14 protein-coding genes and 1 tRNA gene are annotated in these 15224 nt (G+C 67.3%); 4 read left to right on the top strand and 11 right to left on the bottom strand.

The window, feature by feature from the left end; translation table 11 throughout:
* Position 1: 1 nt before the first annotated feature.
* The 3 genes from N0B15_RS05120 to N0B15_RS05110 form a co-directional block, all read right to left on the bottom strand.
* On the bottom strand, positions 2-1273 hold the full coding sequence (locus N0B15_RS05120) for a restriction endonuclease subunit S (RefSeq protein ID WP_263018430.1): 1272 nt from the start codon (positions 1271-1273) through the stop codon (positions 2-4).
* The gene (locus N0B15_RS05115) at positions 1270-2832 is read right to left on the bottom strand and encodes a type I restriction-modification system subunit M (protein WP_263018429.1); all 1563 of its coding nucleotides are present in this window, start codon (positions 2830-2832) and stop codon (positions 1270-1272) included. Before N0B15_RS05115 ends, N0B15_RS05120 begins: the two co-directional genes overlap by 4 nt.
* 820 nt (positions 2833-3652) lie before the next feature.
* Positions 3653-3724, bottom strand: a tRNA-His gene (locus tag N0B15_RS05110).
* Positions 3725-3909: 185 nt separating this feature from the next.
* On the opposite strand from N0B15_RS05110, the gene N0B15_RS05105 reads away from it, so the two are divergent.
* Positions 3910-4365 (top strand): DUF5814 domain-containing protein, encoded by a 456-nt coding sequence (locus N0B15_RS05105; protein WP_263018427.1) that lies wholly within the window; start codon positions 3910-3912, stop codon positions 4363-4365.
* On the opposite strand, the gene N0B15_RS05100 is transcribed toward N0B15_RS05105, so the two are convergent.
* The 3 genes from N0B15_RS05100 to N0B15_RS05090 all read right to left on the bottom strand — a co-directional run bounded on the left by N0B15_RS05100 (position 4366) and on the right by N0B15_RS05090 (position 6440).
* On the bottom strand, positions 4366-4776 hold the full coding sequence (locus N0B15_RS05100; RefSeq protein ID WP_263018425.1) for a DUF8146 domain-containing protein: 411 nt from the start codon (positions 4774-4776) through the stop codon (positions 4366-4368).
* A gap of 107 nt (positions 4777-4883) precedes the next feature.
* Positions 4884-5510, bottom strand: a complete 627-nt coding sequence (locus tag N0B15_RS05095) for an RPA family protein (RefSeq protein WP_263018423.1) — start codon at positions 5508-5510, stop codon at positions 4884-4886.
* Entirely contained in the window at positions 5511-6440 is a 930-nt protein-coding gene (locus N0B15_RS05090) for a replication factor A (RefSeq protein ID WP_263018421.1), read from the bottom strand. It abuts the gene before it with no gap.
* 231 nt (positions 6441-6671) lie between these two features.
* Between N0B15_RS05090 and N0B15_RS05085 the strand changes: the two genes are divergently transcribed.
* A complete protein-coding gene (locus N0B15_RS05085) occupies positions 6672-6983 on the top strand; it encodes a DUF7091 family protein (RefSeq protein ID WP_263018420.1) in 312 nt (103 codons plus the stop codon).
* Positions 6984-7126: 143 nt separating this feature from the next.
* The gene (locus N0B15_RS05080; RefSeq protein ID WP_263018419.1) at positions 7127-8023 is read left to right on the top strand and encodes an NAD+ synthase; all 897 of its coding nucleotides are present in this window, start codon (positions 7127-7129) and stop codon (positions 8021-8023) included.
* Here N0B15_RS05080 and N0B15_RS05075 read toward each other — a convergent pair whose 3' ends face one another.
* Positions 8024-8512, bottom strand: coding sequence for a Tfx family DNA-binding protein (locus tag N0B15_RS05075; RefSeq protein WP_263018418.1), 489 nt, complete (start codon positions 8510-8512; stop codon positions 8024-8026). It lies immediately after the preceding gene.
* A 189-nt stretch (positions 8513-8701) separates the two neighbouring features.
* Here N0B15_RS05075 and N0B15_RS05070 point away from each other — a divergent pair, with 189 nt between their 5' ends.
* Positions 8702-9652, top strand: a complete 951-nt coding sequence (locus N0B15_RS05070) for an AAA family ATPase (protein ID WP_263018417.1) — start codon at positions 8702-8704, stop codon at positions 9650-9652.
* Here N0B15_RS05070 and N0B15_RS05065 read toward each other — a convergent pair whose 3' ends face one another.
* From N0B15_RS05065 to N0B15_RS05050, 4 genes are read right to left on the bottom strand one after another with little or no spacing between them, the layout of a single operon-like run.
* Positions 9653-11320 carry a hypothetical protein gene (locus N0B15_RS05065; protein WP_263018415.1) on the bottom strand — a complete coding sequence of 556 codons (1668 nt, stop codon included), beginning with the start codon at positions 11318-11320 and terminating at the stop codon, positions 9653-9655. It abuts the gene before it with no gap.
* On the bottom strand, positions 11317-12717 hold the full coding sequence (locus tag N0B15_RS05060; protein ID WP_263018414.1) for a DUF58 domain-containing protein: 1401 nt from the start codon (positions 12715-12717) through the stop codon (positions 11317-11319). The genes N0B15_RS05065 and N0B15_RS05060 overlap by 4 nt, the downstream gene beginning before the upstream one ends.
* Complete coding sequence (locus tag N0B15_RS05055; protein WP_263018413.1) at positions 12714-13451, bottom strand: DUF7269 family protein; 738 nt, start codon at positions 13449-13451, stop codon at positions 12714-12716. Before N0B15_RS05055 ends, N0B15_RS05060 begins: the two co-directional genes overlap by 4 nt.
* Positions 13448-15064 carry a putative sodium/potassium/calcium exchanger gene (locus N0B15_RS05050; protein ID WP_263018412.1) on the bottom strand — a complete coding sequence of 539 codons (1617 nt, stop codon included), beginning with the start codon at positions 15062-15064 and terminating at the stop codon, positions 13448-13450. The genes N0B15_RS05055 and N0B15_RS05050 overlap by 4 nt, the downstream gene beginning before the upstream one ends.
* Positions 15065-15224 lie beyond the last annotated feature (160 nt).

Here is a 15224-nt window from a genome sequence, read left to right as displayed (position 1 = left end):
GTTAGTCGGTGGTGACGCGGACTGTTCCGGTGAGGAGGTCCTGCATGAGGCCGCGTTTGAGTTCTTGGAGCGACCGTTTGTATGCTCTTTCAGCCATGTATTTTTCCTGTAAATTCCGCAAACAGGATGCAATTCTTGTCTGCTCATCACGAGACGGTACTAAGACGGAGAGGGAGTTTAATTCCGCACTGTTGATCGAGTCGAAGGTACTACCCGAAGCAATAGACTTTACATATCGCTCGCGATGGGCTAAGTGGTGATAGAGATATTCTCGATCAACTTCAGTAGCACTGACCGCTGCTAATCCTCTCCCGATACAGCAACGTTCGTTTGCGATGTTGACCTGTCCTACGTAAGTACCACGAATTGTGACGAGCGTATCCCCGCTCTTTGCGGTTTTGTTTGGGTTTGAACACCAACGGTCGTGTGTTGGGTGTCGGTAGCCAAATTCATTATTAGCTTGATAAAACGGCAGGCCGTCTCCAGTTTCGTTATAGAACTCCGATTTAGGTGAGGATCCCATCTCTACGTCGGCAACGTCTGACAATTCACAGATTTTCCAGTCATTGGGGACTTGACCGAAAGTAGGTTTCTCAACGAGCGAGTGCTCATCATATCCCGTGTGAAAAAATTCAGTCATGAGTCCAAACCGTAACTCTTCTGTTTTTTCGATTATCTCGTCTGTCTGTCGAATCTGCTCGTCAACCATCGAGAGGATATCGGCGATGCGGCGCTGTTCGGGGAGTGGAGGGAGCAGGATATTGAGGCTACCTTTGAATACGTCACTCGGAACTCGTTGTCGTCCAGTCGACCCTTCCATCATGGAGATAGTGACTGACCGGAATTCGGGGAGGTTGGAGAGGTAGTAGACGAATCGCTCATCAGTCACACCCTCGCGAGGGTGGAAGACGAGGAACTCTGTAGAGCCGGAACCGACCTCGGTACTCATGTCATTGACGAATGCAATTTTTCCGTTTTCAGTACACGGCGTGATTTTGGCGTAGACGGTATCTCCGTTCTTAAACCACGTCGTCGTGCAATCGTCCTTCTCCCGTTGGGTCCAGTATTCGATGGTTTGTTTTTCCTCGTCGACGGCATCCATCGGGAGGTAGTCGAACGGCCCATTATCCGGCTTGTCGTACCGTGGGTTGAGTTCTATTGCCTCATCGAACGGGACAGCCTCCCACTCAGCCGGAATCGGAATTTCTCGAGGACCGAGTTTTGCAATCTTGTAACCCTCACGTAAGTCAGACTGTTCCAGAGTACCACTCATCGGTACTCCAACTCCTCCATGTATGCCTGCAGTTCCTCGTCGGTCTTCCGTCGCTCCTCGGCCAACTGATCCAACTCCTGCAGTTTCTCGCTCACGTCGATCGGCTCCTCGGGTTCTGTCGTATCCACGTAGCGCGGCACGTTCAGGTTCCAGTCGTTCTCCTCGATCTCCTCGAGATCGACCAGGCGACTGTGGTGGGCCTCCTCGCGGCCCGTCTGGAACGTTTCAGCGAGGTACTCGACTCCCTCGTCAGTCAGTTGGTTCTGGTTCGACAGCTCTTCGAACATCTGTACGTCCGACTCCCGGAGCGTCTGCTCCTCGGCGTAGATGAAGTGAACTTTTCCTTCGCGTTCCTCGGGCTTGTCCTTGTTCAAAATCAGGATACAGCCCGGCGAGGAGGTGTTGTAGAACAGGTTCTCGGGGAGTGCGATCACCGCCTCGAGCAGGTCGTCCTCGAGTATCGGCTTGCGGATCTTCTTCTCCGAGCGCGAGCGAAACAGCACGCCATTGTCCATCACGACGCCCGCCTTCCCGGTCTCGTTCAGCGAGGCGATCATCAGCTGAATCCACGCCCAGTCACCACGGTTCGACGGCGGCAGCCCGTACGGGAAGCGGCCGTACGGTTCGTTGTTCTCGACCCACTCCTTGTTCCACTCCTTCTGGTTCCACATCGGGTTCGCGATCACCCGGTCGAACACCTCGAGTTCGTCGTGTTTCGTGATGCACTTTGGCTTGGTGATGGTGTCGCCCTTCTCGATCGTCGCGTCGTAGAGTTCGTGCAGCAGGACGTTCATCTGGCCGATCGCCCACGTGTTCAGGTTCTTCTCCTGGCCGTAGAGTGAAATGTCGTCCATCTCGCCACCCGACTCGCGGATGTGCTCGGCGGAGTAGATGAGCATCCCCCCGGAGCCACAACACGGGTCGTAGACCCGGTGGCCCGGCTCCGGGTTCACGCACGTGACGATGAGGCGGACGACCTCGCGCGGTGTGTAGAATTCGCCGCCTTTCTTCCCGGCGTCGTCGGCGAACTCGCGGATGAGGTACTCGTAGGCGCGCCCGAAGATGTCGGGGTCCGCGAGGTCGGCGTTCCGGTAGCGGTGCTTCGAGAAGTGCGAGACGAGATCCGAGAGTAGGGTGTCCGGGAGTCGGTCCGTATCGTTGAAATCGACGGAGGTGAGCACACGGCCGTCGATATGATTGTTCTCGTCTTCGACCACCGCGAGGGCTTTGTTCAGCGCCGCGCCGACGTCGGTCTCCTGGGCCTTGATGTGGCCCCACCGGGCGCGCTCGGGAATCCAGAACTCCTCGTGGAGGTCGCGGTTGTCTCTGGCCGTCTCAACGGGAATCTCGAGTTCTTCGGCGACCTCCTCAGTTTCCTCTTCGAAGCGGTCGTTGGCCCGCTTGAGGAACAACAGCCCGAAGATGTAGTTCTTGTAGTCCGCCGAGTCGATGCTTCCCCGGAGTTTGTCCGCAGCCGCCCACAGATGTTTCTCGAGTGTAGAAAGTGTGAGTAGATCCGCATCCGTTCCAGGGAGCGTTGCCTGGTCCTGTTCAGCCATGACTCGAACATTATGCCCGCATATAATAATAGCACCGTCATCGTGAGACTCGAGCCCGTGAAACCGCGGGTAATCAGCGGGTGAGGTGTCGGGCTCGAGTGAAACGGCCGCTCGAGAGGGAGCGGTTCTACGACTCACGAATATGTTCGCTGCGGGAAGTCTGCCGTGTTTAGTGAAGTGAAAAACAGACGACCAACCACCACTGGGCGGGACTGAAAGGGGGCGGCGCTCTCGAGGTGCGAGATCGTTCAAAACGGCTGCGCCGTTTTGTGATGAGGAGAGACCTGCGGTCTCTCCAACCACGATGCAAGAACCGCAGGACGGAGTCCGAGGATCGCAGCGAGTCGCAGCCCTCGAGAGCTTCGGGGGCTTTCTTGGCGTTCGCGGCCAACGAACCGGCAGGTCGAGCTAAACTAAACACCACCGGAAAGTCCGGGTGCGAGAATCGAACCGAAGGAAGACGGTCACCTCACTCCGTTCGGTGCTGCGACTTCCAGGATTCGATTCTCGGTGGATCCCTGCGGCTCACGAATATGTTCGCCGCAGAAAGTCCGGGTGCGAGAATCGAACCACGGTCGTTTCGCTCACGACGTTCGCTTCACTCTCTGATTCGATTTCGCTTTCGGACGGTCTCCTCGCTCGAGTGCTCCCAGTCGTCCCTGGCGGTACGACTGCTCGCGAAAGACGCTCGGAGAAAGTCCGGGTGCGAGAATCGAACCGAAGCCAGACGATCACTCTCACTCCGTTCGAGCGCTGCGACTGGCAGGCTTCGATCTCGCCTTCCGGCGTTTCCACTCCTCCCGTTGGTCGTCGTGAAAAAGTCCGGGTGCGAGAATCGAACCCGCGTCTCAGCCTCCACAAGGCTGAAGGATAACCACTACCCCAACCCGGACACGTGTGCACTCTGAGGTAAGCGAGCAACACGTGAAATACGTTACGACTCCCGATTCTCGAGCCAGCGGCCACACACCGGCCGGACGAGACCTACCGACGGGGACGAGCGACTGCAGACGAGCGAGGACCCCACGGCACACCACACCGCTTTTGCTCGTCGAACCCAACAGAACGGGTAGACGCGTGGCTATCACCGACAAGATCTACCTGAAGAACCACCGCCAGATCGCCAGCCAGCTCGAGACCTCGATCCCGAAAGGGGTGTTCAAAGGTGCGACCCTCGACCTGCTGTTCCAGGGTGAGGGTCTCGAGAAACTCGACGACGCCACCCGCGAACGCGTCCTCGACTTCGCGAGTGACTTCCTCGACTGCGCCTGCGACACCAACCCCTACTGTGGCTGTCCCGAGCGGAAGTTCGTCGCCTACCTCCTCGAGTTGCGCGCCCAGGGTCTCGGTCCCGACGCCATCGTCGACGTGATGGGCGACGACTACCTGGTCTACGCCTACTCCGGGGACATCCTCTCGTTTCTCGACAACAGCGTCAGAACGCTCGAGGCGGCCGAAGGGCTGGCTCGCGTCGACGGCGCGAGAGAGAAGGCCGCAGAGATCGACGCGGCCAAACGCGACCTCGCGAAGTGATCAGCCCAGCTGGTACGGTTCGTCTTCTTCGTCCAGATCGTCGAGTAAGAGCACCTCGTCCGGCTCGTCCTCGAGTCGGTCCCGTAGGTCGGTGACGTACGCCTTGTGTTCCTCGAGTTGCTCGCGTAAGTGCTCGGTCTCGAGTTCGAGGCGTTCGTGCTCTCTGACGAAGCTCTTTGGCACCTCGACGATCGGTGGGAACGCAGGCTCGTCGTCGGTCGCACGCTCGCGCTCGCGCTCGAGGTCCGCCTCGGGGAGGACGGCGACCGCGCCGTCGTGTTCGACGAGCAAGTCGACGTAGTCACGAAAGACCGCAGACAACGAGATGTCTCGCTCCTCGGCGATGTCCTGGAGCGCCTCGAACGCGTCTTCGTTCACGCGAAACGAGATCGTCTTGTTCTTGTTGCCCATCTCGTCACTACTGGGCGTCACGGCTACTTAATCGTTCGTCAGACGGGACCTCGAGACCGGGTGTGAAAAATGGGTGTGCGGGTGGACCGATCGAAGCGGACGCCGGTTCAGGCGGTCGCCTCGAGATCCTCGAGGCTCTCGAGGGCCTGAATCACGGCGTTGCGGTAGTTCTCGACCGGCGAGTCGTAGCGTTCGCGCGCCATGTGGGCGTACTCGTTGCCCGGAGCGGTGCTCGCGCCCTCGGGCGCTTCCTGCTCGGCTTCCCACTCGGAGACGGCGTCGATGCGGTCGAGGGTGCGGGTGGCGGTCTCGACGACCCAGCGGTCACGGGTCGCGTCGTCGACGACCGCGATCGACTCCGGCCGGACGGAGACGTTGACGGTGCCGTCGTCGGTCTCGTAGGTCCGGGGCTTGCCGACGATGGAGACGTACGCCGGCGGCTCCGTGTCCCGGAGGACGGCGGCGGCCTCCGGCTGGTACTGGCCCGCGTAGACGAAGAACGTCCCCGTCGGGTCGACGACCCGGCCGCGCCAGTACTCGCTCTCGTCGCCGACGTCTTCGGTCTCGGTGAGCGTCCCGACGATGAAGACGCGGTTGGCGCGGTCGCCGGTCGGCAACAGCGCGTAGTTCGGGGCGCGCTCGTCGTCCGACTCCTTGAAGGTGTACGTCGCGTCGTTGAATTCGGTCGCGAAGACGCGCCGGGCGACTTCGCGGGTGAGTTGTGTCTGAGACATTTACATCGACCTCGCTCTGATCAGCAGCGATTCTCCGTCGACCGGCCCGTCGAGGTCCCCGACGTCGTCGGCGAGGACGTAGCGGCCGAACGTCGGTCCCTCGATGCGGTAGTAGGTACCGAGGACGCGGTCTGCGATCTCGTCGGCGACGATCGTCGTGTCGAGGGCGTCCATCGCCATCTCCTTGGCTTCCTCGAGGCTGATCCCCGTCAGCGACTCGGTCGCCTCGGCGTCGAAGATCACTTCGTGGGCGTCGATGCCGTCGTCGAGGACGCCCTTGATGCGGAGGTCGAACTCCCCTTCTACTTCCCCGTGTTCCGAACAGCGGCCGTTCTGGAGGACGCGCGTACAGCCCTCGACGGGACAGCGCTTGATGAGACCGCTGCCGCGTTGCATGTCGACCAGCGCACCGGTCACCTCGCTGGTGTCGTCGCCGACCTCGAGTTCTTCGTCGAGTTCCTCGATCACCGTCGTCGAGTTGAGTTTGACCGAGTACCGCCCCTGGTACTCGTCGGTGACGACGTTTCGGAGGGCGTAGACGCCCCCCTCCTCGAGCGCTGGAAGCTCGGATTTCGCCCACTTGGTGAACTTGATCGTCCCCGTCGGGTCACCGACGAGACCGACCTGGTCGATGGAGTCACTGCGTGGCTCCCAGAGTTCGATCACCTTCGCGGTGAGGTCGACCCACTGCTCGGGTTCGTCGATCGTCTCGATCGAGACCTCCTCGCTCGAGCCACTCGAGATGTCCTCCCGGTCGAGACCCGCCTCTTCGAGGTAGTGGTTGGTAACGCTGCGTCGGGCCTCGTCCATCGGGACCTTGTACTCGTCGACGAGGGTGTGGAGTCTCCCCTCGACGTCGTCTACGGTCACGTCGAGATGGTCCGAGAACTGGCCGTGTATGTCTTCTGCGTGTTGTCGTACGTCGCTCATGGTGTCACGCCTCCTCCTGTGTATCAATGGGAGGCACGTCGAGGTTGGTTCCCCATCGTATTTAACGTGCGGGTAGCGGGGCGGAAGTGGAGCCTCGAGTCGGGGAAACCGCACGACAGCGTCGCGTCGAACGCAGCGGTCGGCGGCTCGAGCGAACGTGAACCCGGTCCACGCCGCGGCGCTGGCGGGCGAGAAGACTATGGGAGCGCGGCGAGTACGTCAGGCAGAGCTATGGTCGACCGCCGGGAACTCGAGCGATTGTTCAGGACGGGCCTGCAGTCGGCGGGTCAGCGCTACGAGGAGTTTCGCCGCTCGAGCGAGCGCCAGCTGGTCGACGCCCGCAGCGAGTACCAGTCGGCCAAGCACGTCAGCGGCGTCCCGACCGACGACGCCGGGCGCGCGAAAGTCGTCTGTCGGCGTTTCGCCGAGCGGCGCGCGGCCGCCCTCGACGAGGAGTTCCGTCCGGCGTGTTACGAGGCGGGCCACCCCGACTGCGAGGGCTGTCACGAGGACCTCCGTGAGGGACGCATCGAGACCTGGTGAGCGACGCGTACGGGACGAACCGCCGGGGTCTCCCCCAGCCCTGGCAGAACTAGTAGATCATTAAGGGATTCGCTTATTAGTGAAGCGATAGTCACAAATCCATCGTGGGAACTAAACATTCGGAGTTCCAAACCCCAGAATCGGTGTCGATCTACCAGGGCGACGCCGGTCGTCCGGACCGGGTCGCGTTCCTCACCGACGAGCCAGCGCTCGAGTCGGTGTACGAGGCGACCGTCGGATTCATCGAGCGCAGTGTCGCAGAGAGCGACGCAGAGGGTGTCGTCGTGGCGATGAGCGGCGGCATCGACTCGACGGTCACCGCAGCACTCGCCGCCGACGCGCTCGGGAGCGACCGGGTGATCGGTCTGGGACTGCCGCGGACGAAACGCGAAACCCTCGACGTGAGCGACGCCCGGACCATCGCCGAGGGAATGGGTCTCGAGTACCACGAGGCGAACGTACGGCCGCTGCTCGAGGAGTTTACGGACGCGCTCGCGCCGGCGATCGAGCCGGCCGAGTCGGACGGCGAGGACGACCCTCCGCACCTCGCCGTCGGAAACGTCGTCTCGCGGCTCCGCATGTGCTGTGCGTACTACGTGGCGAACCGCTCGTCGCACCTGGTGCTCGGGACGGCGAACCGCTCGGAGTTGCTGCTCGGCTACTTCACGAAGTACGGCGACGGCGGCGTCGACCTGAACCCGATCGGCGACCTCTACAAGACCGAGGTTCGCGCGCTCGCGAGACACCTCGGGCTGCCGAAACGCATCGTGAGCAAAGAGCCGACGGCGGGCTTCTGGACGGGCCAGACCGACGCGAGCGAACTCGGCGCACCCTACGAACAGCTCGACCCGCTGCTCAGGCGGACGGTCGATCGGGGAGAGCCGCTCGAGGACGCCGTCGCCGACCTCGATATCGACGCCAAGACCGCTCGCGAGATCGTCTCGCGGTGTGTCGAGACGCGCCACAAGCGGTTCACGCCGCCGACGCCGGGGATCGGTGCGCGCCACGCGGAGGTCTGGTCGTCGACGGTCGAGGAGTGATCAGGCCCGGACGCGGACCTCGCCCTCCGGCGTGACACCGACGACGAAGCCGTCGACGATCTGTCGGCCGCTGACCGCCTCGCCCGCGGCGTCGCTGATCACCTTCATCAGGTTCGGCGCGGTGTGGGTGACCTTCACGCCCGCCTCGTCGCACGCCTCGTAGATCCGCCCGGGAACGTCGTAGAGATCCGCGCCCGGGTCGATTCGTACCTGTACCGGGGCCTGGAGTGCATCGGCGAACGAGACCGTCTCGCGGGCTTTCCGCACGTTCTCGCGGGCGCTCGCCTCGACCGACGAGACGTTCGCTCGGGAGGTTCCGAGGGCGGCGGCGATGTCGGCCTGGGAGCGCTCGCGCTCGCGCAGCGCCAGCACCTGTGCCTGCCGGTAGGTGAGGACGCTCCGGTCGGGATCGAAGCCGATCTCCGCGAGCAGCTCGTCGGTCTCCTCGATCACGGTGACCGACCTCCGTCCGTCGCGACTCTCCGCCACCAACACCTCACGTCGCTGTCGCCGCGTCGCTCCATACGCGAGCGATACACGTGGGGACGGCAAAGCTTCGATGGTCTCGAGCACCGCCGTCCGGCCGCCGTCACCGCCTCGGTGTCGAACACCCCGCCACGCCGGACCCGTCGACACGCTGGCCGAACGCTATATCACGGTTCGTGACTGACACCGGGCATGAACGTCACCGAGGCCGCGGCGGCCTGTCGTGCCGTCCGCGAGGAGCTCTCGGCCGTCGTCGTCGGCGACGCCGACCGGTTCGAGACGATCCTGGCCGCGGTCGTCGCCGGTGGCCACGTCCTCTTAGAGGACGTCCCCGGGACCGGAAAGACGCTGACCGCACGGACGCTCGCCGAGGCGCTCGGACTCGAGTTCTCACGCATCCAGTTTACACCCGACTTACTGCCCGCCGACATCACCGGCACACACGTCTACGACGACCGCTCGCGGACGTTCGAGTTCACCGAGGGACCGATCTTCGCCAACGTCGTCCTCGCCGACGAGATCAACCGCGCGCCGCCGAAGACCCAGGCCGCCTTACTCGAGGCGATGGGCGAGAAGCAGGTCTCGACCGGCGGCGAGACCCGACAGCTTCCGGACCCGTTCGTCGTCATCGCGACCCAGAACCCGGTCGAACAGGAGGGGACCTTCCCGCTCCCCGAGGCACAGGTCGACCGGTTCACCGTCGAGACGTCGCTCGGCTACCCCGACCGCGAGGGCGAACTCGAGTTGCTCGACCGGCGTGCGCGCCGACGCACGCAGACACCGAGCGCCGAGCGCGTCGTCGACGCGGCGACCGTCCGCGCGCTGCAGGCGGTGCCCGAGGCGGTGGCCGTCGACGAGGACGTTCGCGCCTACCTCGTCGACCTCTGCCGGCAGACGCGGACGGACGAGCGGGTCGCCGTCGGCGTCTCTCCGCGAGGCGTCCAGCGACTGTTCGAGACGAGCCGCGCCCGTGCGGTGCTCGCCGGACGCGACTACGTCGCCCCCGAGGACGTTCGGGCCGTCGTCTACCCGGTGCTGACACACCGACTCGTCCTCACGACCGAATCAACCGTCCGCGGCGTCTCGAAGCGCAACATCGTCGAGGCGGCCGTCTCGAGCGTCGCGGTGCCGTCGATGGGCTGATCAGCCGCGGACCGCCCAGGCGACGACCACCACGCAGGCGACCCCGGCGGCGACGGCCGCGGCGGCGAGCGCTCCGTCCCCCGCGTTCGGCGCGACGGCGGCGATACAAGCGAGGACGAGCGCTGCAGCGGCGACGAGGAGAGCCGCGAGCGCCGTTGCGCCGCCGTGGACCAGCGCTGCCCGCCGCGTGGGTGCGCCGACGCCGAGTTCCGTCCGGAGCGTCTCCGCGTACTCGCCGAGGTCCCAGACGACGACCGCCCCCGCCGCGGTGAGAACCGCCATCGTGACGTGACCGACGGCCGCGAAGCCGACCCCGAGGACGAACAGCGCGCCCGCAGCGACCGCCCCCGCCATCGCCCGCGAGGGGAGGAGGCGAAGGACGCGCAGCCAGGTGACTGTGAGCGCCACCGACGAGAGCGACAGCGTCGCGAGCGTGAGCGCACCCGCCACGAGCGCGACCGTCGGCACCGCCGTGAGCAACGGCGTAAACGCCGCCGGAAACAGCGCCACGAGCGCCGACTCGAGCGCCCCGGCGGTGGCCGGATCGGCGAGCGAGCGCGAGAGGACGGTGCCGACGAGGACGCCGCCGACGGCCGGAGCGAGGAGGAGCGAAAGCGCCGACGCGAGACCACGCCGGGCGGTTCGACGGCTCCAGTCGGCGAGCAGGACGCCGGCGGCGACGAGCGCGAACGCGCAAACGAGCACTCGCAGCGCGGTCGCGCTCGCGAGCGTGGCGAGTGCGAAACCGGGCCAGCCGAGCGTCGCCTCGAGCCAGGCCGGTGAGACCAGCGAGCCGGCGTCTTCGGGACCGAACGCGAGCGGGGCGACGAGCACGAGCGCGAGAGACGCGAGCGCGAGCCACCGGGCGCGGGCGAGCGCACGCTCGAGGCGGTGCGTGACCTCGGCGGCACGCCGGTGGCGGTCGGGTGGGAGCAGGCGGTCGGCCGGGACGACGGCGAGCGCGCGCTCGGCGAGGACGAGCGCGAGGAGGACGAAGATCACGAGCGTGACGAGCGCCCACGATCCCTCGCCGGCGACGAGACCGGCGAACCACCCGAGCAGCGACGAGCCAGCCCCGACCGCCCGCCCGCGGACGGTCCCGCTGGGCAGCGCGGCAGCGACGACGACCGAACCGACACCCATCGCCGCCAGCGCCGCTCCAGTGCCACCCCGCCTAACGCCGCCCGTGCCGACTCCGGTCCAGGAGACGAGCGCGGCCGCGAACCCGGCGTAGACGAGCGCCCACACCGCGAGTGCAGCCAGCAGCCCACCCCGCTCGAGGGCGAGACCGAGACCGAGAGTCGTCGGAACCGCCACGAGGAGCGAGAGTGAGACGGCGAGAATGCCGCCGAGACCGCGAACCAGCGGGGTGCGACTCGAGCAGACGACGGTCGCGAGCGCACCGACGACGCCGCCGGCGAGCGCGAGCGCGGCGAGACCGGGACCGACCAGCACCGCCCCGGCCACCAGCGCGACGGCCACGGTGAGCGCGGCCGCGAGGAGGTGGCTCGTCGTCGGCCGCGACGGCCCGTCCCGGAAGGACGCGAGTGTCGGCATCACGAGCGCGCGCAGTCGGAAGCGACGGGTCGGCCGCCGAGGACCCATCCGGGTGTCCGAGCGCGGATTCGGCCGGTCGGCCGACCCCGAGTCCGGGCGACCGGCGCTCACGGTCCACCCCGCCCGACGCGTCGAAGCGCGCGCGTGAGGTCGACCGCGAGCGGCGTCGAGAGGTCCCAGTCGACGACGAGCGCACCCGCGTCGCGACACGCCTCGAGTCGGGTCCGGCGCTCGAGGCGGGCGATTCTGACACCGACCGACGGCGGCCCTGCGTCCGCTCGCCGGCCCGGGTCGACGACGTCCGTCGAGAGGTCCGGCGAGACGACCGTCACCGCGCGGCCGCGTGCGCGAAGTCGGCGGACGAGGTCGAGCGCGGTCGCGTCGGTCAGCGGCGAGCAGTAGAGCACCTGAGCGGCGGTCGGCAGCCGTCGCTCGAGGTCGTCTGCGAGCACCGCCGCCCGGTCGGGGTCGTCGCCCCAGCGAGACGAGGCGGCCGAAGACGAAGATGTGGCTGTACGCGAGTTCGCGTGCGAGCGGGCGCTGGTCGGGCCTGCGACGGGCGACGGTGGGTCTTCTCGCGCCGCCGCGGCCGCGTCCTCGACGCGCCGGCGAACCGACGGTGCGCGCGCCGGGTCGACCCAGCCGTCACCCGCGAGGAGGGCGAATCCGGTCCGGTTGCCCGCCTCGAGCGAGGCGGAGACGCCCGCCGAGGCGGCGTACAGCGAGAGGTCGAACGAGTCGGGCCCGCCGCCGGGTGGCACACGCCTGCTCTCGAGGCGGTCGTCGACGACGAAGACGAGCGTGACGGCGCGTTCCTGGCGGTACTCGATGGTGGTGAGCGCGCCCGTCCGGGCGTAGCGGTTCCAGTCGATGCGGTTGATCGGGTCGCCGCGGCGGTACTCCCGGGTCGCGTAGAACTCGACGCCGCTCCCGCCGTCGTCGGTCGGCGTCGCTCCGACGAACTGGACGGTCCGGTCGTGGACGGGTACCGCGTCGAGGAGCGTCTCGCAGGTGAACGAGTCGACGCCCGCAGGCCGGGGTGTGTCGGTGACCGCCGCGGTCGCGGTCGCGTTCCGCGAACGGACGGCCGGCGTGCCGAAGGCGTGGTCGCCACGGGGCGGTGCGAGGCCGTAGACGAGCGTCGCAGCCTCGCCCGGGGCGAGCGCCGTCGCGAGCGCGGGCGGATCGGTGGTACCGCCGACCACCGCCGCACCCGACGGCGGGTCGTCGACCACCCGTACGTCCGGCAGGCTCCGGTCACCCGCGTTGGACACCGAGAGCGTCACGTGAACCACCTGACCCGGCCGGGGACGCTCGGGCGTGATCGAGCGCTCGAGTTCGAGGACGGGTTCCGGCGGCGTGCTCGCGAGACCGACGGCGGCGTAGCCGAGGGGAACGAGCGCGAGCACCACCAGCGTGGTGTGGCCGACGGCGAGCGCGAGGACGGTCAGCGCGAGCGCAGCCACCAGGCCGGTCTGCCAGCGCGCGGTGTAGCTGAGCGCCGTCATCCGCCTCCGCCCACCTCCGGCGTCGACCCGCGAGCGCCGACGGAGGGCTGGGTGGCGGGCCGGCGGGACGGCGGGCCACCGGTCTCCATCGCCTCGAGTTCGGCGACGGTTCGCTCGACGTGGTGGGCGAACGGGTCGGCTCTCGTGAGGAGGTCGACCAGCCAGAAGCGAAGCGGGAGCGACGGGCCGTCCTCGTCGGCGAGCAAGGCGCCAGCGCGAGCGTCGTCCGTCCAGCGGCCGGCGGCCACTGCGGCGCGCGCATCTTCGTCGGAACAGGAGACACAGCGCGCGTAGCGCTCGCGTGCGAGCGCCCGGAGCGCGTCGACGATCACCCGGCGGGCGCGTTCGCGGTCGCCCGCGGCGGTGCCGTCGTAGTCGCTCGCCCACCGCCGTGCCCGTTCGATGTCCGCACCGAACGTCGGCGGGTCGGCGCGCGAACGCTCCCGGAAAGCGGCGACGTCCGGCGGGAGGGCCGGCCCGTCGGTGGCGGCCGAGAGCGGAGCCACCGGGTCGGCGTGAACCCGGCCGAGGAGCGCGAGTACACCCGTCAGGAGCGCGAGCGAGACGACGAGCGCGAGTAAGACGCGCGTCGGCGACCGGGCCGCGAACGCCGCCGTGAGACCGACCACCTCGAGCGCTCGCGACTCGAGGACGAACAGCCCCGCGAGGACGACGAGCGCGGCGGCGACGGCGGTCGCGAGCGCGAGCGCCGCCGCGGACGGACGGCGGGTCACGGGTCACCCTCCGGCGCGTGACGGTCGAGCGACTCGTGGGCGGCCCGAACGCGCTCGAGGAGGGCGGTCGGGTCGCGAGCACCGTACTCGACGTCACGGAACGCGGCGGTGATGGTCTCGACCGGGGCGGCGGGCGCACCCGTCTCGATGGCACTGTGAGCGACGTCGGCCGGCGTCGACACCCGGCGGCCCGTCGGTGTCATCGAGGCGCGGGTGGCGACGGCGGCGAACGCCTCGCGAATGCGCTCTCTGGCGTCGGCTTCCGCCGGCGTCACCGACGGAGATGTCGGTGTCCGGGCGTGCGCCGACTCGCTCGCGCGGCCGCCGCCGGAATCCGACCGGGACGCCTCGCCCCGGAGCGAGGCGAGCAGTCCCACGAGCGAGGCACGGATGCGAGCGGGGAGCGTCGCCAGCCACGCGCTCGCCGTCTCGAGGGCGCGCTCGAGCGTCGCCGAGAGCGTGACCAGCGCCTCGAGTGCGAACGCGTACAGCGAGGCAGGGAGTGCGAGCAGGCGCTCGCGGAGATCCGGACGCGTACGGAACAGGTAGGCGAGTGCGAGCGCGAGCACTGCCGCGAGAGCGCCAGCGACCGCTGCGGGAGAGAGCGCCGACGGGAGACCGGTGTCGCCGCCCGTCTCGCCCCCACCGGCGTCGGTGGCCGCATCGTCACCACCGTCCGTCTCACCCTCACCGGCGTCGGTGGCCGCATCGTCACCACCGTCCGTCTCACCCTCACCGGCACTGCCCTCCGTTTCACCCTCACCGACACCGCTCTCCATTGCACCCTCACCGACACTGCCCTCCGTTTCACCCTCGCCGGCACCGCTCTCCGTTTCACCCTCACCGTCACGCTCGGCACCGCCGTCTCCGGGAGCCGAGGTCCCGTCCGTCGGAGACGAGCGGTCGTCAGTCGCCGCTGTGCCGTCGCCCTCGAGTGCGTCCGTCTCGCTCGGATCGACGGAGTCCGCGTCGCTCGAGGTGGGGACCTCGGCGTCGCCACCGTGGGCCCCGGCGTCTGCGTCGCCGTCGAGGGAGTCGATTCCGTCGCCCTCGACAGTGTCGCCGTCCGATCCGTCGACGGTGGCCGCGCCGTCGGGTGCGGTCGGGTCGGAGACCGCCACGCTCGAGTCGACGAGTGCGTCGCCGAACGCGCCGCCGAGGAGACCGAGCGGGGGCGACCCCGTCGGTGCATCCGCGCTGCCCGGGTCGGCCTGCGGGGAGTCCACCGAGTCGCCCGCCTCGAACGAGGCGTCCTCGAGTGCGCTCGAGTCGCCGTCCGGCGGTGTCGGCTCGATGCCGACGAGGTCACCGACGGAGGGGGTGCCGAGGGTCGCGAGCGTGCCGGCGACCTCGAGTAGCCCGCCGTCGGTCCCGTCGCCGAACTGGCCGTCGGCGGGGGGCGTGGCGTCGGCTCCGGGAGGCTGTGGTGAGGTGGTCTCGCCGGCGGCGTCCGAGTCGGGACCGTCGGGCGTCTCGAGGAGGCTCCGTGCGGGTGCGTCGTCGGTCAGTCCGGCGAGTGCGCTCGCGGTGATGACGAGTCCACAGACCGCGACGAGCATCGCACAGAGTACGAGTGGACGGGGACCAGCGTCTCCTGCCGTAGCGCCGACCATTGATCGAGTACGTAATCGCTCAGGCGACACTTACGTGTTGTCGCCGCGAGTGTGGGTGTGGGCGACGCGAGTGCCGGTGACGTGTGGGACCGAGCGCTCGAGGGGTGAGGCGGGGCGGGAGATGCGGGCGCTCGACGGGAAACGACTGAAAAAGCGGGCG

Source organism: Natronobiforma cellulositropha (genome assembly GCF_025629245.1).
GTDB lineage: Archaea > Halobacteriota > Halobacteria > Halobacteriales > Natrialbaceae > Natronobiforma > Natronobiforma cellulositropha.
Note: the sequence above shows the minus strand (reverse complement) of the source record. Positions and strands in the feature narration are given on the sequence as shown.